The 17,612-nt window shown below is 39.0% G+C and carries 14 protein-coding genes and 11 tRNA genes; 4 read left to right on the forward strand and 21 right to left on the reverse strand.

Annotation, left to right across the window (positions count from 1 at the left end; translation table 11 throughout):
- The first annotated feature begins 12 nt into the window (after window positions 1–12).
- A complete protein-coding gene (locus TY15_RS17070; protein ID WP_040208816.1) occupies window positions 13–990 on the forward strand; it encodes a ring-cleaving dioxygenase in 978 nt (325 codons plus the stop codon).
- Window positions 991–1,109: 119 nt separating this feature from the next.
- Complete coding sequence (locus tag TY15_RS17075; RefSeq protein WP_040208814.1) at window positions 1,110–1,424, forward strand: hypothetical protein; 315 nt, start codon at window positions 1,110–1,112, stop codon at window positions 1,422–1,424.
- Window positions 1,425–1,480: 56 nt separating this feature from the next.
- Here the strand turns inward: TY15_RS17075 and TY15_RS17080 are convergent, their stop codons facing one another.
- Entirely contained in the window at window positions 1,481–3,859 is a 2,379-nt protein-coding gene (locus TY15_RS17080; protein WP_052353819.1) for a sensor domain-containing protein, read from the reverse strand.
- A gap of 257 nt (window positions 3,860–4,116) precedes the next feature.
- Here TY15_RS17080 and TY15_RS17085 point away from each other — a divergent pair, with 257 nt between their 5' ends.
- Entirely contained in the window at window positions 4,117–4,428 is a 312-nt protein-coding gene (locus TY15_RS17085; protein ID WP_040208813.1) for a CotG/ExsB N-terminal domain-containing protein, read from the forward strand.
- Between the two features lie 44 nt (window positions 4,429–4,472).
- On the opposite strand, the gene TY15_RS17090 is transcribed toward TY15_RS17085, so the two are convergent.
- A complete protein-coding gene (locus tag TY15_RS17090) occupies window positions 4,473–5,195 on the reverse strand; it encodes a DsbA family oxidoreductase (RefSeq protein ID WP_040208812.1) in 723 nt (240 codons plus the stop codon).
- A gap of 218 nt (window positions 5,196–5,413) precedes the next feature.
- Here TY15_RS17090 and TY15_RS17095 point away from each other — a divergent pair, with 218 nt between their 5' ends.
- Window positions 5,414–6,121: a hypothetical protein gene (locus TY15_RS17095; RefSeq protein ID WP_040208811.1), complete on the forward strand. Its 708-nt coding sequence runs from the start codon at window positions 5,414–5,416 to the stop codon at window positions 6,119–6,121.
- A 154-nt stretch (window positions 6,122–6,275) separates the two neighbouring features.
- Here TY15_RS17095 and dacB read toward each other — a convergent pair whose 3' ends face one another.
- The 19 genes from dacB to TY15_RS17185 all read right to left on the reverse strand — a co-directional run bounded on the left by dacB (window position 6,276) and on the right by TY15_RS17185 (window position 17,597).
- On the reverse strand, window positions 6,276–7,739 hold the full coding sequence (gene dacB, locus TY15_RS17100; protein WP_040208809.1) for a D-alanyl-D-alanine carboxypeptidase/D-alanyl-D-alanine endopeptidase: 1,464 nt from the start codon (window positions 7,737–7,739) through the stop codon (window positions 6,276–6,278).
- A gap of 149 nt (window positions 7,740–7,888) precedes the next feature.
- The gene (locus TY15_RS17105; RefSeq protein WP_040208808.1) at window positions 7,889–10,459 is read right to left on the reverse strand and encodes a DEAD/DEAH box helicase; all 2,571 of its coding nucleotides are present in this window, start codon (window positions 10,457–10,459) and stop codon (window positions 7,889–7,891) included.
- A gap of 189 nt (window positions 10,460–10,648) precedes the next feature.
- Complete coding sequence (locus TY15_RS25375; RefSeq protein ID WP_222860763.1) at window positions 10,649–10,738, reverse strand: putative holin-like toxin; 90 nt, start codon at window positions 10,736–10,738, stop codon at window positions 10,649–10,651.
- Window positions 10,739–10,834: 96 nt separating this feature from the next.
- The gene (locus TY15_RS17110) at window positions 10,835–11,026 is read right to left on the reverse strand and encodes a YbxH family protein (protein WP_040208807.1); all 192 of its coding nucleotides are present in this window, start codon (window positions 11,024–11,026) and stop codon (window positions 10,835–10,837) included.
- A gap of 111 nt (window positions 11,027–11,137) precedes the next feature.
- Window positions 11,138–13,807: a pyruvate, phosphate dikinase gene (ppdK, locus tag TY15_RS17115; protein ID WP_040208806.1), complete on the reverse strand. Its 2,670-nt coding sequence runs from the start codon at window positions 13,805–13,807 to the stop codon at window positions 11,138–11,140.
- A 2-nt stretch (window positions 13,808–13,809) separates the two neighbouring features.
- Window positions 13,810–14,625, reverse strand: a complete 816-nt coding sequence (locus TY15_RS17120) for a pyruvate, water dikinase regulatory protein (protein ID WP_040208804.1) — start codon at window positions 14,623–14,625, stop codon at window positions 13,810–13,812.
- Window positions 14,626–14,642: 17 nt separating this feature from the next.
- Window positions 14,643–15,302, reverse strand: a complete 660-nt coding sequence (gene ccpN / locus TY15_RS17125) for a transcriptional regulator CcpN (protein ID WP_040208803.1) — start codon at window positions 15,300–15,302, stop codon at window positions 14,643–14,645.
- Between the two features lie 142 nt (window positions 15,303–15,444).
- Window positions 15,445–16,254 carry a DNA-formamidopyrimidine glycosylase gene (gene mutM, locus TY15_RS17130; RefSeq protein WP_040208802.1) on the reverse strand — a complete coding sequence of 270 codons (810 nt, stop codon included), beginning with the start codon at window positions 16,252–16,254 and terminating at the stop codon, window positions 15,445–15,447.
- Between the two features lie 257 nt (window positions 16,255–16,511).
- Window positions 16,512–16,593, reverse strand: a tRNA-Leu gene (locus tag TY15_RS17135).
- 54 nt (window positions 16,594–16,647) lie between these two features.
- A tRNA-Trp gene (locus TY15_RS17140) sits at window positions 16,648–16,721 on the reverse strand.
- Window positions 16,722–16,725: 4 nt separating this feature from the next.
- Window positions 16,726–16,810 (reverse strand) — tRNA-Tyr (locus tag TY15_RS17145).
- Window positions 16,811–16,834: 24 nt separating this feature from the next.
- Window positions 16,835–16,927, reverse strand: a tRNA-Ser gene (locus TY15_RS17150).
- Between the two features lie 27 nt (window positions 16,928–16,954).
- Window positions 16,955–17,031: transfer RNA gene (locus tag TY15_RS17155), tRNA-Met, on the reverse strand.
- Between the two features lie 20 nt (window positions 17,032–17,051).
- Window positions 17,052–17,127: transfer RNA gene (locus tag TY15_RS17160), tRNA-Ala, on the reverse strand.
- Window positions 17,128–17,136: 9 nt separating this feature from the next.
- A tRNA-Pro gene (locus tag TY15_RS17165) sits at window positions 17,137–17,213 on the reverse strand.
- 10 nt (window positions 17,214–17,223) lie between these two features.
- Window positions 17,224–17,309 (reverse strand) — tRNA-Leu (locus TY15_RS17170).
- Window positions 17,310–17,319: 10 nt separating this feature from the next.
- Window positions 17,320–17,391: transfer RNA gene (locus tag TY15_RS17175), tRNA-Gly, on the reverse strand.
- A 16-nt stretch (window positions 17,392–17,407) separates the two neighbouring features.
- Window positions 17,408–17,489 (reverse strand) — tRNA-Leu (locus tag TY15_RS17180).
- 32 nt (window positions 17,490–17,521) lie between these two features.
- Window positions 17,522–17,597 (reverse strand) — tRNA-Thr (locus tag TY15_RS17185).
- Window positions 17,598–17,612: the final 15 nt, after the last annotated feature.

Consider the following 17,612-nt stretch of genomic DNA (forward strand, 5'->3'; position numbering starts at 1 on the left):
GGAGCGATTTAAATGAGCCAACTTAAAGGAATTCACCATGTGACTGCCATTACGAGCAGTGCTGAAAAAAACTATGAATTTTTCACATATGTTTTAGGAATGCGCTTAGTGAAAAAAACTGTCAATCAAGATGATATTCAAACCTATCACCTATTTTTTGCTGATGATACAGGAAGCCCAGGAACGGATATGACTTTTTTCGACTTCCCGGGTATTCCAAAAGGCGTACATGGTACTAATGAGATTTCAAAAACATCCTTTCGGGTTCCCAGTGATGCAGCTCTAGATTATTGGGTTAAACGGTTCGAACAACTAAATGTGAAACATACAGGCATAAAAGAACAATTTGGAACAAAGTCGTTATCTTTCGTTGATTTTGATGATCAGCACTATCAATTGATTTCAGATGAACATAATAAAGGTGTCAGCGCAGGCACTCCATGGCAAAATGGACCGATTCCATTCCATTTTGCTATTAGCGGTTTAGGTCCCATTTTTGTTCGGGTAGCTAACTTTGATTATTTTAAAGAAATGTTGGAAAAAGTTCTGATGTTTAAAGAAATTGATCAAGAAGGGTCCTTCCATTTGTTTGAAGTGGGTGAAGGTGGCAATGGTGCACAAGTGGTGGTCGAATATAATGATGTTCTCCCACAGGCACGACAAGGCTTTGGGACTGTCCACCATGCAGCCTTCCGGGTCGAAAACCGTACAGAATTAGAAGAATGGATTGGTCGTATGGAAGGCTTTGGTTTCCATACGTCTGGTTTTGTTGATCGCTACTTTTTCGGTTCCTTGTATGTAAGGGTTGCCCCACAAATATTATTTGAATTTGCGACTGATGGTCCTGGATTTATGGGGGATGAACCATATGAAACACTTGGTGAAAAATTATCTTTACCACCCTTCCTAGAACCTAAAAGGGAACAAATTGAACAATATGTACGTCCCATTGATACAATAAGAAGTACAAAAGTGTTCACAAAAGAATGAAGACTACTGCTTTGTTCGAAAAAAGTAGTTTGGTTTGGTAAACAAATACGACAATCAGAGTAGAATAATTTTCTTTCTCACTGCATATTGTTTTCAGATGGGAAAGGAGAGTGACCGCTATGGTTGGAACTGAATTAAGTAAGAAAATAGACAGGATCGCACATCCAAAGGTAAGAAACATTGTTAGAGTTTGTATTGAGCATGGTTGCCGATTTAAACCACATCCAAGTAACCCTAATTTAATTAATTTGTATGATCCAATCAGTAGGAAAAATATTATCGGAGATATTAACTTATTGAGTGAAAGAGGATATTTTACGCTGGAAGTGGAGAACGGACGATTCAAGTCCTTTAGAAATGAAATAATGGGGTTGGATATCGATCATCCTGATTTTGAATATAAAGTCCTAAAAAGAGTGAAAAAGTCAACCTAATACCGAGCGTATCATCTATAAAAAACGGGCAAAGCTTGCCCGTTTTTTTATATTTGCTATTTTCCCCTGCCCCTCTTCTCTTCATTTTGTAGTAATTTTTCAAATTCTTGGGCAGGGACAGGCTTACTATAATAATATCCTTGAACCATTGTGCACATTTGCTGACGGAGGAAGTCCACCTGCTCTTTTGTCTCCACTCCTTCAGCAATCACTTGAAGGTTTAAATTATGCGCCATGGCAATGATTGTTTTTACGATCGTTTCATCATTCGGATCGGAAGTACACTCCCGAATAAAGGACTGGTCTATTTTCAATGTATCGATGGGAAATGTTTTAAGATAATTTAGTGAACTATACCCCGAGCCAAAATCGTCAATGCTCATCTTGACGCCCAGCTTTTTTAGCTCCATCATGGTCGATAGCGCACCATCTATGTCCATCGTCATACTTTCCGTGATTTCAAGTTCCAACCATTTTGGCTCCAACATGTTTTTTTCCAAAACATCTTGAATAAGTTCTACCAAATTGGATTGAAAGAATTGCTTTGCAGAAATGTTTACCGCTATTTTTATTAATGGGAAGCCAGCCAGCTGCCAATCTTTATTCTGCCTGCATGCCGTTTGGATGACCCATTCCCCAATCGGAATGATTAAACCGGATTCTTCTGCGATAGAGATAAAATTGGCAGGTGATATCAATCCTTTTACAGGGTGCTCCCATCTAATTAAGGCTTCTGCCCCTATGATTTGATTGGTTTCTAAGTCGATCAGAGGCTGGTAATATAGAATAAATTCTTCTTGTTCAATCGCTTTACGTAGTTCCAATTCTACATTCATTTCATGCTGATACTGACTTTTGATTATATCTGAAAAAAATTGAATATTTTTCAAATGGTGATTTTTAGCATGATACATCGCCAAATCAGCATTTTTAATTAGTGTATCAAAGTTTTCACCGTGTTCTGGGAAGATACTTATACCAATACTGGGAGTCACTAAAATCTCATGGGGATCTAGTTCAATTGGGACGGAAAAATGTGCTAATATTTTACCCGACACCTTTAAAGCCCTGATAGCATTTGAATCTGGAAGTAGAATAGCAAATTCATCGCCTCCATATCTAGAGACAATATCGGTTGCCTTAATACAGCTTTTTAAACCTTTTCCAAATTCAATTAATAACCGATCCCCAAGTTCATGACCTAAGGTATCGTTAATTGTTTTAAAACGGTCTAAATCCATGAACAAAATAGCGAAGTGCTTATTGAATTCCTTTGAGTTTCGTACTACATCATTAATTTTTTCACAGAATAAATACCTATTAGGTAAGCCTGTTAATTGGTCATGATATGCCATATGTTTAATTATTTTTTCAGTTCTAATTCTTTTGGTAATATCAATGACTGTCCCAATAATGGCTGCCTTTCCATTATATTCAATTTTAGAAGCAAATATCTCGAGATATACTATACTTCTGTCTTTTCGAATTGCTCGATATTGGTACGTACTTGTCGATATTTCATTTAAAGATAATTTCTTTATAGTTTCTAATACAATAGGTATGTCCTCTGGAACAATCGTGTCTACTAAGTTAAGTTCCATTAATTCGTTACGACTATAGCCGCCAATTTCACATAATCTCGGATTCACATAAACGAATTTCTCTTCCAGAATAATATAAACCCCCACTAAGGAATTCTCCACTAAGATCCGATATTTTGCTTCTGCCTCCATTAAGTCTTTTTGTGCCTTTTTATGCTGTGTTAAATCTTTTATGATTCCATATACACCAATTATTTTTCCACGCAGATAAATCGGGATGTTTGTCGCACTTAGTTCTCTTTTCTGTCCCTTTTTATCAATCATCCTGCACTCATAGGTGCAAGCTATTCCTTTTGTAGTGTTGATAAAGTGTTCAACTGTTGAATCGATATCTTTTGGCACCAAGAAGAAAGTGAATGGTTTATTGATTATTTCCTTGATCGTAAAACCATAATCATGTACTGCCTTATTTGCATTTAATATTTTTCCTTCCAAATCAAATGTTAAAATAGGGTCTGGATTTTCTTCAAATAGTGATTGGTAATATTGTTCATGTAATAGGATTTTCTGGGACTGTTCTGAAAACTTACGATCAAAAGAAACAATAAATAAAAATGAAGCAATGGACGACAGCAAAGAAACAAACAAGGCAATTAAAACCATTAACCTTCGATGTTCAATCGTATAAGGCAAAGAAAGCGAGAATATTTCACTAAAAAGTAGAAACGAAATTTCCATTACTAAAAGAATTGCACCGCTTATTAGCCATCTATTCTTCTGTTTATTAATAACCCCTTTTACCCTAGCTAAAAGACCATAGGCTGTGAAGGAAAAAACTATCGATGTCATGATGGATAAAATCACAAGTAAAAAATATAGTGTATTTTCCTTCATTGAATGATAAGCCTCCAAATAGTACTTTCCCACTATTATTTGCATTCTTTTCAATAAAAAGCATTAATTGAAAAAAAACATTCGCTTTCCATTAGTTTTCCCCTTTTTTGCTATGTATCATTTTTTTATTTCATAGGCTGTTACCCCAACCAAGGACAACCGTTTTGGCGTAAATTAGTAAAAGTAGAGAGATTTATGAATAAAATAGAAGCTTGGTTTCGATCTCCCTTTTTCTAGGCTTAAAGGAGGTGCTAAATATGAGTGAATATACACCAGAAGATATTGACCGAGCTGTGGATGAATTAAAATGGCGGGGTTTCGGTGATTTTATGTTCCATGCACCTGGCCAAGTGCAGAGAACATCAGAAGTACCAATCACATCCCAAGAAAACTCAAGTAGAAATGATGCTACTCAAGATCATTCTCCTGCTTACCGAAATGCAACTGTTACTAATCCTACTTTAAACAAATGGTCAGGATGGAAAGTCCTTCCACATAGGAACCTGCATTTGAATAGTTGTTGGGAAGATGGGAATATGTTGGAGTTAAGAATTCGTCAAGGCAAATAAAGAGGGAAAAGAGGCCAACGCCTCTCTTCCCTTCTTTTTATTAGCTATTCTTTTTCAGGAATTACACAATTGCCATCGACACAACTGAGATCATCTTCTGTAGAGAGATTTTGGAGAACTGGTTTAGGAGATTCCTCTTCCCAAACCTTTTGTAAGGCCCCTTTGAAGGTTTCCAACGGTTGTGCTCCTGAAATAGCGTATTTTGAATTAATAATAAAATAGGGGACACCGCCGATTTGATACTGCTGAGCTATTCCTTCATCTGCCCTAACTTCATTTGCATAGGCAGTTGTATCTTGTAAGACATGTAATGATTCTTGGCGGTTTAAACCTGAATCCTCTGCTAGGTCTGCTAATGTCTCATGATCACCAATATTTTTTGAATCTGTGAAATAAGCGTGAAGAATCTTTTCAGAAAGCGCAGGCTCTTTTCCTTGTGTTTTCGCAAACTTTGCCAGACGATGGGCATCAAACGTATTGGTTGGTTTCATCTCATCAAAATGAAAAGTTAAACCAACAGTGGCAGCGTTCTTCCTCATATCATGGTTGGCTTGTTTTGCTTGTTCCACACTTATTCCATACTTTTTAGCTAATACTTCATGAATATTCTCACCACTATTTTTGGGCGAATTTGGATCAAGTTCAAAGCTCTTGAATTCTACCACAACCTGATCTTTATGTGGAAATTGTTCTAGCGCCTCTTCTAAACGACGTTTCCCAATATAACAAAACGGACATACATAATCAGACCAAACTTCAATTTTCATGTTAACACCTCGTTTCCTTTCATAAATAAATAGTACCATATAGTGTTTAAAAACCACTACGATGTGCTCATAAAAATGAGTAAATGATAAAGAGAAGATGAATGATGCTAGAAAAAAATATACCAAGTTTATTGTCCAACATGAAAGGAGGAATAAACATAAATTTGATTTAATTGGAAATAATAACCTTGATTACCTTTGAGAGGATGGGATGTTGGATGTCGTTAGAATGGTTTGATAGAGTAAGTGCTGAACTGCAGGAGCACCTAGAATCAATTTGTGAAGAATACGATCAGGTTGGCCAAATGACAATAGAAAGAGCTGCCAAACATCCAAGGATCGAATTTTTCGTCGATACTGCGGATACGGATACGGAAAAACTAGACCGTGATTATTTCTGTACGCTCTTCTTTGACCCGCAGAACGAGGAATTCTACATTGATACATTCGATGTGGACAGTGGGCACACAGCGAAAATCATCCTTTCAGACATTGAGGAGATTATTGAGGAAGTCCATGCTAGTCTCCATGACTACATCAATGACGATGATCACTATACAGATGATGGCGTCTATTTACAATCAGAAGTGGGCAATGATGTTGAAGAGTGTCAATCCGAAGATTATGAAGCAATACAAGACAATAAAGATGATATCTTTGAAGAAATTGATGTTGACTGGTCAACCCCTGAAGTGACAGCCTTCAAACATGAAGATGAGGTAGAAGTTACCTATCAGTTTGGCGTGGTCCAAGCAACTGGTGACGGGGTTCTAAAACGCATCAACCGAATATGGACAACGGATGATGAATTAATCAAGGATGAATCTCATTTCATTTTTAGCAGGGAAGAAGCTACCACTATTATTGCCATGATTGCTAGTCATATGGATCAACTAAGCGAGTTTAATTTTGATGATATGCCTTAACCTATCTAGTGGTAAAGTGACATAACCATACATAACGCATGGGCTAACCCATGCGTTATTTTTATGAATATGTAAATACTTATTTCATTTTGGACATTTTAGTGGCTTATTCTATAGAATAAACCATGTCAACTTGATTCTTACGGACCACTCCTTACGTATTAGCCATGATTTGTACAAGGCGATCCTCTAGCACTTTCCCCTTGTTTTCATCCAACAGATTGTTTAACATGATAGAAAAGATCAAAGTTTCTCCGTTCTTTGTTGTTACATAACCCGATAAAGAACTAACAGTTGAAATCGTCCCTGTTTTCGCTTTTACTTTTCCAATCGTAGCTTGGCTTTTTAACCGATTCCTAAGTGAACCTCCGACCATTTTTTCCTTAGCACCAGCGACTGGCAAGGCATGTAAATAGGCAGGAAACCACGTTTCCTTTTGAACTGCAAATAAAAGCTGTGTTAATTGATTAGCTGGAATTAGATCAACATGTGATATTCCAGAACCATCTCTAATCACCAATGTGCTCGGATTCACCCCTAATTTTGCCACTTCTGCCTTCATGACAGGTATACCCTTATCCCAACTCCCTTCCCCTTTGGAAACCTTCCCTATTTCTTTTATCAACATTTCTGCATGAACATTATTACTCAGCTTCAAAAATGGGACCAGTAGGTCAGCTAACCTCATGGATGAATGATTCGTCACCATTCTGGCTGTATCCGGTACCGTTCCTTGTTTTATTTTACCTAAAACCTTAACTCCCTGTTGGGCTAACGATTGCTTAAAAAGGGTATTTGCATATGTAGTTGGATTCCACACTCCAATCCATTCGGTAGTCGGCTTACTTTTTAGCGGCAAAGTTCCTTCGATTGTAATCGTATTTTTGGCATGTTCCCTCTTTACCGTGATTTCCTTTTTACTATCAATGGCTCCTGTTTGAGCACAGTTAATGATTTTAACATAGTTGGTTTTTGGTGTGATCGTTATTTGCACTGGATCTCCATTTATCAATCCTGGCTTTACGCTCACCCTCAAGGAACCTGAATCGTAATCTTTTGTTGGTGAAACAGTTAATGCTGAGATTTGAGCCCCATAATAAGTGGTTTCATCACTCCATGGAAGGTCGAGTGAGTAGCGGACATCATCATACCAGGAATCATCGGCCACCAAATCTCCAGTTATTTTTTTGATTCCTTTTTTCTTCACCTCAGACGCAAGTGTATCAAAATCCATTTTTAACAAGGTGGGGTCGCCTTTTCCTTTTATATATAGATTACCTTGTAAGACCTGCTTTTTCACGGGACCATTCGCATATACCTCAGTCGCGAAGGTATAGTCGGAGCCTAACACACTTAAAGCCGCAGCAGCTGTTAATAGTTTCATGTTTGAGGCTGGTCGTAACCGCACATTTCCCTGATAATCATAAAGGACTTCCCCATTTACAGCAGAACGGATACTAATTCCAGCAATGGCTCCTTGTAGTGCCGGTTCTTTCTTTAAGACATCGTTTAGCTGTTGTCCCAGAGTACTGTTAACAGCCTGAACACGATTGCCAGGTAAGTATACTGTCATCATCGTAAAAATAAAGAAAACTCTGTAAAAGGTTCTTTTTTTCAATCTTGATCCAGCCTCCATTTTTAGAGTCTATCTTTTATTAATAGCTACTATTATCAGCTTCCATTTTAGGATAATTATTCCTGCTACACAGAAAGAAAAACCCGAGTTCACACAGGAACTCGAGAAATCGTGGTTAAACGACGATTCATCTAATCATCATAGCGATTTCTTCGGAATTTTTCTCGATAACAGGCATCACAGGTAGGAAAAGAATGGTCCCAGGGCAATTTTTTTCCACAGTTTTTGCATTTTTTGACGAATTTTTTGATGTCTGTTTTTAAACGATCCTGTACCAGATCACTTATATCCTCGCGGAGCCTTTCCCAATATACGGCTTCTGTCCGCTCACCTAATCGATATAAAAATAATAAATGGAGACCGACTGCTTTATAGCTGAGCTCGAGATCCTCCAAACTTCGTTCCTTGACAATTGGTTCTGGCAGTTCCCTTCCATCGATAATCGCATACATGGTTTCTTCCCATTGTTTCGTAAGCGCTGGTTCATTTTTTGAAAATGGAAGGTGTAAAAATCCATACAAATCCATTAAGGAAAGCCTTGCTTCTATCTCAGTCCCTGCTATAACGTGATAAAGTGACTTCTCCTCTGCAAGAGATGCCTTCTTCGTTCCTTTCGGGCTTTCAAATTTCCCCCATAGTTCAAAAAAAGTACCTAAGTCATGATGGTAGTGTTGAAAGCGTTCAAACACTGAATTTGTCGGTGCAATCGCAAAGGTATGAACCGGTTCGTCCTCTTGCAACAATAAGTTCCGCATTTTTTTAATATCACTTGTAAATGCGACCTTTCCAGTATCATAAATTCCCTTTCGACCAGCTCGACCCGCTATTTGCTTCACTTCTTGTGAAGTTAACAAACGCCTCCTTGTTCCATCGAACTTTTCATTTTCTAAAAAAACAATTCGACGGATCGGCAAATTCAGGCCCATACCAATGGCATCTGTTGCTACAATTACCTTTGTTTTACCTTTGTTAAATTGCTCAATTTGCTTTTTCCTTGTTTCTGGAGGCATACTCCCGTAAATCATACTGACCGTATGTCCATCATTTTGCAGGCGTGAAGCTGTCTCTAACACACGCCTCCTGGAAAAGCAGATAAGTGCATCACCTTTTTTAACGTGTTTAATATGAAATTCTTTTGTTTCTACTTCAAGAGGAGTATCACGACTGTATTCGTGAATTTCAATTTCAGCATTACCTAATAATTGGAGCAGCATCATTTTCGAATTTCTACTTCCAATGATATGAACTTCTTTTGCATTGGCTTTCATAATAGCTTTGTACCAAGAAAATCCACGGTCTTTATCAGTCATCATTTGTGCTTCATCAATAACTACCATTTCGTAATAGTCTTTTTCGTGAAACATTTCTACTGTACAAGAAATATGTTGAGCTCCTTCAACCATTTTCTCTTCCTCACCTGTTTTTAATGAACAAGGCGTTCCCTCAGCATTCAATTTATCATATACCTCAAGGGCTAATAAACGAAGCGGTGCCAAATACAAACCACTAGTGGCTGCTTTCATTCTTTCGAGTGCATGATGAGTTTTCCCTGTATTGGTTTCCCCGATATGAAGGACATAGCGGACATGCCGTTGTAAGGATGGATCATATTCTGCACCAAAGATATCCGCCATCATCCGTTCTTCTGCCTCTTTTTTTCGCAGTAGCACTTCCTGTTCTTCTTTTTGCCTTTTCTCTCGTTCCTGAAAATCTTTTTCAAAAATAGCCTGATGTATCTCCAAATCAAAAGGTATTTCGGCTAGTTTTAATAAATCTGTTAGGTATTCAGCCTGAATATCTTCAATAATATAATCCTCAATATCATAAAGAAGCTGGGCGATACTACCTTTTACGAATGATGCTGATAATTCTTCATGGAAAGTTTCTAGGAAAGTCTCCTTAAGCATTGTTGGAAGCTGCTCTAAAACCTTCTGGGGAATCTGCTCCGAGATATAATCAGAAATTAAACTTTCATAAACAAAAAAATAGGTTTGATATTCATATAAACTCCTCCCCCAGTTTACTGTCTTATGAATATCACCTGTTAATTCCTCAAAAAATGTGGCCACTGTTGTGTAGGCGGACGGATTAAAGGCTCCCTGATCAATTAATTTCTCCTCAAGGGCAAAAGTATCCACAGATTGGAACTTTACATTGTTTTTAAGGTCTGCATCTAATTGTTTCGCCACAAAGTAGCGAATGGATAAATAGAAAAGGTCATATTCTTCTTCCAAAATAGCTGCAGCAGTATCTTCGATTTCACCGCGGAAGACCTGTCTTTGTTCATCCAATTTCTTTTGCTCTTCCCGTTTTAAAAAATTTATTTTTGCCTTTTGATAACGTTGCTCCCATAGTTCACTGCTACCAGTGAACTGATCCATAATCCACCCCATTGTATCAAAGGACTGATAGGTTCTCATTTCATCTCGGAAAAGTTTATTTAACAGTTTTCGGTCAATCCCTTTTACATCAAATCCTTTACTGCTTAAAAAATCCTTTTTTTCATTTTTTGGTACATCATTTGTTGATTTATTCAACCAAACGTTTACCCAAATTTGATCGATATAGTGGGACCGCGCATCAATGTAATGCTCAAAACTTGATAGCGACTCTTTCGTTTCTAAAAAGTGGTCGATATCTTCATATACTTTCATTTTGGTATGTTCGACCGCTTGAGGGTATATAATGGTTAATTTATTCATACTATTCCCTCCTATAAATTTCATTTTCCTTTTTCAAAAAAGTTATGTATAATGTGAGTATACATGATCATATAGTAAAAAAGACCGAGTATGATGAAAAATAGCTCGGTCCTGCAATAGTTGGTTCCTGAACGGGGATCGGCGAAAAGGCAATAATCCACCGCTTATGCTTGCCGGCTCAAGGGTGGATTATTTTTTTTTATGAAAAGACAGAACCGTGACAATGAGACTAGCAAACGATACAGCTAACATCAATGCTTGAAATACTGTCAAAAGCATCACCCCCCTTCATCGGAGATGTGCCACCCACCCTTGAGAAATCAATTCTATTGCCTTTACATTATAGCATGTACTAAGATACCGAACAAGTGTTCTTTATAGGTTATGTTTCTCGCAATATTGATCAACTAAATCTTCAATTTGATCCAGTTCTGGATAATTCCCAGAAAACTGAAAGTGAATTTCCTCGATAAAGTTCTCTCTATTATACACATGAATCGCCCCATTTTGCTCAATCACACTAAATTCTGGTACAAACCGATAACCGTTGCGTTCAATGGCTCCCATATAATTCTCCTTTTTTCATTTTTTTAATAGTATAAGCAGAAAATGGATAGATATCCGAACTAAAAAAGGAAGAGGATGGCGGCTCTGCACACATCCTCTTCCTTTTTTAGTTTAGGCTGTCGTAAAAATTTCTTGTTTATTTACCTCATGACGAATCGTAGCTTGGGCTGCTGCTAAACGGGCAAGCGGCACACGGTATGGCGAACAACTCACATAATCTAGACCCATACGGTAGCAGAAATCAATGGAGCTTTTCTCGCCACCATGTTCCCCGCAAATACCTGTTTTTAATGCTGGTTTTGTCGCTCGCCCCAGTTTGACGCCCATTTCTACTAACTTGCCAACCCCTTCCTGGTCCAGAACAGCGAACGGGTTTTCTGGAAGGACTTTATTTTCAATATAGGCCTGCAGGAATTTTCCTTCTGCATCATCCCGACTATAGCCAAAAGTAGTTTGTGTTAAATCATTCGTACCAAAAGAAAAGAAATCCGCTTCCTCCGCGATTTGGTCAGCAGTTAGGGCAGCCCGTGGAATCTCAATCATCGTACCAATTGTATAGTCAAACATCCTTCCCGTTTCATACTGGACCTTCCCGGCTGCCGAAATAACCAATTGGCGCATATGTTTTAACTCATTCACATGGCCGACCAAGGGAATCATAATTTCTGGTTCAACAAGGATCCCTTTTTCAGCAAGCTTTGCTGCCGCATAAAAAATTGCCTTCGCTTGCATTTCATAAATTTCCGGATAAATCATGCCTAGGCGACACCCGCGGTGGCCAAGCATTGGATTAAATTCATCTAATTGGCGAATCTTTTTGAGCAGTTGCTCTTGTCTCTTCAATTCAAACGATTGCGGATCCGTGATTTGGAGTTTTGCCACCTCAACTAATAGTTCCTCTTTATCTGGTAAAAATTCATGGAGTGGTGGGTCAAGCAAACGAATCGTTACAGGGAACCCTTGCATCGCTTCGAAAATCCCTTCAAAATCCCCTTGTTGCATAGGTAAAAGTTGATCAAGGGCTTCCATTCTCTCATCATAATTGTCAGCTAAGATCATTTTTTGGACAATCGGAATCCTCTTCAGATCCATAAACATATGTTCAGTTCTACATAAACCAATCCCACCTGCGCCAAACTCAAATGATTTTTTAGCATCTTCGGGATTATCAGCATTTGCGCGAACACCGATTTTCCGTTCCTGGTCTGCCCAAGCTAGCAACAGTTGGAATTCATCTGATAGTTCTGGGTCAATCATCGGAATTTCCCCGAGCATAATTTCACCAGTTGAGCCGTCAATTGTAATAATATCTCCATAATTCACCAGCGTTTCACCAACAGTAAATTGTTTCGTTCTTAAATCAATCTTTAATGCTTCACATCCACAAATACAGGCTTTACCCATACCTCGTGCCACAACAGCAGCGTGACTCGTCATCCCGCCACGGCTCGTTACAATTGCTTGCGAGGCAACAATTCCATGAATATCATCTGGAGTTGTTTCCGGTCTAACTAGAATTACTTTTTTACCATCATTGCTTAAGCTTTCTGCTTCATCTGCGTCAAAGACTACTTGACCAGTAGCCGCTCCTGGTGAGGCTGGTAGACCCTTTGCTAAAATGCGCTTTTCAAATTTATCATCAATCCGACTGTGTAAAAGCTGATTTAATTGATCAGGATCTACTCGCAGTAATGCAGTCTTTTTATCAAGAATCCCTTCCTTTACCATTTCAACTGCGATCCGGATTGCTGCCTGAGCGGTCCGTTTCCCATTACGAGTTTGTAAGATAAATAGTTTTCCACGTTCAACTGTAAATTCAATGTCCTGCATTTCTTGATAATGCTGTTCAAGGTGTTTACATATTTCGGAAAATTGGTTGAAAACCCCTGGCATTTCATCTTTTAGAGTGGCAATCGGTTGTGGTGTCCGAATCCCCGCAACCACATCTTCCCCTTGAGCATTAATCAAGTATTCTCCATAAAGGACATGCTCACCCGTGGAAGGATTCCTCGTGAAAGCAACCCCTGTTCCAGAGTCATTCCCCATATTACCGAAAACCATACTTTGAATGTTAACCGCAGTCCCAAGATGATCGGGAATTTTATTCAAGCGGCGATACACAATCGCCCGCTGATTATTCCATGAATTAAAAACAGCATTAATCGCAAGGAATAGCTGCACCTTAGGGTCTTGTGGAAACTCTTTTCTTGTATGCTTTTTCACAATCGCTTTATAACCACTGATAACTTCCTGCCAATCTTCGGAAGTCAGTTCCGGATCAGAAGAATAGCCCTTTTCCTCCCGTGTTTCTTCTAAAAACTGTTCAAAATAAAAGGTATCTATTTCCAACACAACATTACTAAACATTTGAATAAAACGGCGGTAGGAATCATAAGCAAAACGTGGATTATTCGTTAGTTTTGCCATACCAATAACTGTTTCATCATTCATCCCAAGATTTAGGATTGTATCCATCATTCCCGGCATTGAAAAGACCGATCCAGAACGCACTGAGACAAGCAAAGGATTATTTGGGTCACCGAGTTTTTTATCCATTTTATCCTCTAAACAAGTAAGAGCCTCTAATGTTTGTTCTTCAACAAAGGTCGGGATCGTTTTACTAGCATCATAGTAAGCATTACAGGCTTGTGTCGTAATCGTAAATCCGAACGGAACAGGTAAACCAATCCGTGTCATCTCTGCTAGATTTGCTCCTTTTCCCCCTAGTAAATCTCGCATACTCCCATTTCCCTCATGAAATAAGTAAACAAATTTATCCATTATTAAAAGCTCCTCTCTTTTTTCAGTACCTCTATAATCAAGCCTGCCGTTTCTTCCACTGCTTTGTTGGAAACATCTATGACAGGACAGCCTACACGTTTCATTACTTTTTCAGCATGATCTAATTCATTAAGTATTCTTTCAAAGCTTGCATAATTAGCCTGTGTTGCCAAACCTAATGCTTTTAGGCGTTCTTTTCGAATTTCATTTAATTTGTCCGGTGAAATGATTAGCCCAATACAATTTTTTCTTGGAATTTGAAACAATTCATCAGGCGGTTGCACCTCAGGAACTAATGGAACATTGGCAACCTTAAAACGTTGATGGGCTAGGTACATCGATAATGGAGTTTTTGAGGTTCTGGAAACTCCCACTAATACAATATCCGCCTTTAATATCCCCCGCGGATCACGTCCATCATCATACTTAACAGCAAATTCAATGGCCTCAATTTTGCGGAAGTACTCTTCATCTAATTTTCTCATTAAACCTGGCTGGTGATGTGGCGCCTTATTAAACTTCGTTTCAAATGCATTCATTAGCGGACTAAGTAGGTCCACTGCCATGATGCCTTCTTCAGCAGAACGACAATCTAAATACTCCTTTAAAGATGGAATGACGATCGTATAGGCAATAATAGAATGGGCCTTTTTTGCTAACAGAATGACATCTTCAATATCTTCAAAATCTTCTACATAAGAATTCCTCCGAATATCAACCTGACCTCCATTAAATTGTGTTGCCACTGCTTTTACAACAAACTCAGCCGTTTCACCAACGGAGTCAGATACCACATAGACAACTTCTTTCTGTACCAAAATTTAAGCCACTCCTCTTAAACTGATTTTTCCTCCATTACTTCTAAATAGGCCCGTGTAATTGTAGTTTTAGTAATTCGTCCTACAAGCAAATATGTATACGGTGGCCCGTCCACATCTTTCACAACTGGTAAGGAGTCAATGTGATTATGGATTAGTTTTTTTGCAGCATCCAGTAAGGTCTCTTCTGGAGTAATGGTAATGATATTTGGCATTCTTGTCATGATGACACTAATCGGCAATTCATGAAGATCTCGATTCCCAAGTGAAGCTCTGAGCAAGTCTTTTCTAGAAATCACCCCTGCCAAATGACCATTTGTATCTACTGCATATAGCGTACCAACATCCTCTAAATATAACTGAACAATCGCATCATAAACGGAGGTTGATTTTCCAACTACAATCGGGACTGCCTTATAATCATTTACTTTTTGAAGAAGAAATCGCTCTACTTGGCGTTTAACTTGGTATTTCTCATTAAAGAAATAACCTACTCTAGGACGCGCATCTAAATTACCTGACATCGTTAGGATGGCAAGATCTGGTCTTAATGCAGCTCGAGTTAATGAAAGTTTCTCAGCAATTTCTCTACCTGTTATCGGACCATTTTGTTTCACAATTTGTAGGATTTCGTCCTGGCGCTTTGTTAATTTAATTATTACCACCTCCTTAGCCATTAAACATGTTACATTATATGTATAGATTATAAATGTGCTATACTTATTTATATATAGTATATTACATTTAATTTAAAATCGAAACAATAACTTTTTAAAAAATTTCAACAAAAAACCTCGTCGGTGGATGACGAGGTTTAAACTAGGTTTGACAATTGGGACAAAAAAATGTTTTTCTTGATGAAATAACTGTTTGTACAATGATTGCACCACAGCGAAGGCAGCTTTGACCTTCTCTATCATAGACCTGACATTGTTGATTATATCTACCGGTTACGGTATCTCCATGATGGACGGGATTTCCCATATATCCTCCATGCTTTATGGCATTCTTTAAGACCAAGAGCATGGATTGATATAGTTTTGTAGCAGACTCTGTTGTGATTTCATCAATATTTTTTATGGGGTTAATGGCGGCTTGAAAGCAAATTTCTGCAGAGTAGCAGTTACCGATTCCAGCGATAAACTCCTGATCAAGCAATGCCGTTTTTAATCTCCCATGCTTTGTTTTGATCCTCAGTAAAAACTTATTTAAGCTGAAGTCTGTATCCAATGGTTCAGGACCTAAATGGGCAAGTTTTTCTTCTACTTCCTTTTGTGAAAGAAGATGCAAGTAGCCTAGTCGAAGACCAATAAAATAGAGATGTTCTTCACCAAAGGAGAGGCTAACCTGAATCGTCCGTTTTGGTTTTTCCGATTCACTTCCAAAGAACATCCAACCACCTAACATGAGATGTACTAGGAGCACATACCCATTTTCCAAGTGAAAAAGTAGCTGCTTACCTCTCCGTATAATCATTACGACTTTCTGACGGTGGACCGTATTTTTAAAAAGTTCAGGCTGGAGATTAATCGATTTTTCGCGATTGATTTGTACATCTGTAATGACTTGTTGCAGTAGTTTATCCTCTAGTCGTATTTTATAGTTTTCCATTTCTGGGAGCTCAGGCATTGAAGGACTCCTTCCAAAAGTAGAGATTTATATATAGACTTCCCATCCTCTTTGAAAAAAATGAAATATACGAATATGATATTATTTGTTATTTTACCATCTTAGAGGTCTTACTTTGTTTCCCGCAATAAATTAATTACTCTCAGATTATTTCTTAGCATTTCTCAATATTTTTGTGAAAATCGCATGCATAGAAAAACGCCTCTTACTATGTGTAAGAGACGTTTTCTTCATCGCTTTGACAATCGATGAAATGATACCGGTGGTCGGGGTCGAACCGACACTCCAGAAGGAACACGATTTTGAGTCGTGCGCGTCTGCCAATTCCGCCACACCGGCAAATAATAAATCTATACCAAAATTCCTCAAGCGATCTGGAATTTATAAAATATATGGCAGGGGCAGTAGGAATCGAACCCACACTGAAGGTTTTGGAGACCTTAGTTCTACCTTTAAACTATGCCCCTAAAGTGGTGGAGGGGGACGGATTCGAACCGCCGAACCCGGAGGGAGCGGATTTACAGTCCGCCGCGTTTAGCCACTTCGCTACCCCTCCACATATACAACTTTTACGAGAAACTGGAGGAGGAAGAGGGATTCGAACCCCCGCGCGGTGTTACCCGCCTGTCGGTTTTCAAGACCGATCCCTTCAGCCAAACTTGGGTATTCCTCCATTTTAAATTGAAGCATATTTTCATTTTGGTAGCGGCGGAGGGGATCGAACCCCCGACCTTACGGGTATGAACCGTACGCTCTAGCCAGCTGAGCTACACCGCCAAATATCTAATTATTTATTATGGTGGAGCCTAGCGGGATCGAACCGCTGACCTCCTGCGTGCAAAGCAGGCGCTCTCCCAGCTGAGCTAAGGCCCCAAATTTTAATGGTCGGGAAGACAGGATTCGAACCTGCGACCCCTTGGTCCCAAACCAAGTGCTCTACCAAGCTGAGCTACTTCCCGAAATTAATGATGCCGAGGACCGGAATCGAACCGGTACGGTAGTCACCTACCGCAGGATTTTAAGTCCTGTGCGTCTGCCAGTTCCGCCACCCCGGCATTTGAAGAAAGCGGAAGACGGGATTTGAACCCGCGACCCCCACCTTGGCAAGGTGGTGTTCTACCACTGAACTACTTCCGCATATAAAATTAAATGATGCGGGTGAAGGGAGTCGAACCCCCACGCCTTGCGGCGCCAGATCCTAAGTCTGGTGCGTCTGCCAATTCCGCCACACCCGCATAAATTATCTTATAATTGTAGATAGTGAAAATGGTGCCGGCGAGAGGACTTGAACCCCCAACCTACTGATTACAAGTCAGTTGCTCTACCAATTGAGCTACCCCGGCGTAGTTTGGAATAAC

It is taken from the genome of Neobacillus jeddahensis, from assembly GCF_000612625.1.
Classification (GTDB): domain Bacteria; phylum Bacillota; class Bacilli; order Bacillales; family Cytobacillaceae; genus Neobacillus; species Neobacillus jeddahensis.

Excerpts from the sequence above, each read along its gene's own strand:
- TY15_RS25375 (WP_222860763.1), bottom strand. The coding sequence starts at position 10,738 with ATGCTTTTGACAGTATTTCAAGCATTGATGTTAGCTGTATCGTTTGCT.
- TY15_RS17070 (WP_040208816.1), top strand. The coding sequence starts at position 13 with ATGAGCCAACTTAAAGGAATTCACCATGTGACTGCCATTACGAGCAGT.
- TY15_RS17080 (WP_052353819.1), bottom strand. The coding sequence starts at position 3,859 with ATGAAGGAAAATACACTATATTTTTTACTTGTGATTTTATCCATCATG.
- TY15_RS17110 (WP_040208807.1), bottom strand. The coding sequence starts at position 11,026 with ATGGGAGCCATTGAACGCAACGGTTATCGGTTTGTACCAGAATTTAGT.
- TY15_RS17105 (WP_040208808.1), bottom strand. The coding sequence starts at position 10,459 with ATGAATAAATTAACCATTATATACCCTCAAGCGGTCGAACATACCAAA.
- TY15_RS17075 (WP_040208814.1), top strand. The coding sequence starts at position 1,110 with ATGGTTGGAACTGAATTAAGTAAGAAAATAGACAGGATCGCACATCCA.
- mutM (WP_040208802.1), bottom strand. The coding sequence starts at position 16,254 with ATGCCTGAGCTCCCAGAAATGGAAAACTATAAAATACGACTAGAGGAT.
- TY15_RS17095 (WP_040208811.1), top strand. The coding sequence starts at position 5,414 with ATGTCGTTAGAATGGTTTGATAGAGTAAGTGCTGAACTGCAGGAGCAC.
- ccpN (WP_040208803.1), bottom strand. The coding sequence starts at position 15,302 with ATGGCTAAGGAGGTGGTAATAATTAAATTAACAAAGCGCCAGGACGAA.
- TY15_RS17085 (WP_040208813.1), top strand. The coding sequence starts at position 4,117 with ATGAGTGAATATACACCAGAAGATATTGACCGAGCTGTGGATGAATTA.
- TY15_RS17090 (WP_040208812.1), bottom strand. The coding sequence starts at position 5,195 with ATGAAAATTGAAGTTTGGTCTGATTATGTATGTCCGTTTTGTTATATT.
- ppdK (WP_040208806.1), bottom strand. The coding sequence starts at position 13,807 with ATGGATAAATTTGTTTACTTATTTCATGAGGGAAATGGGAGTATGCGA.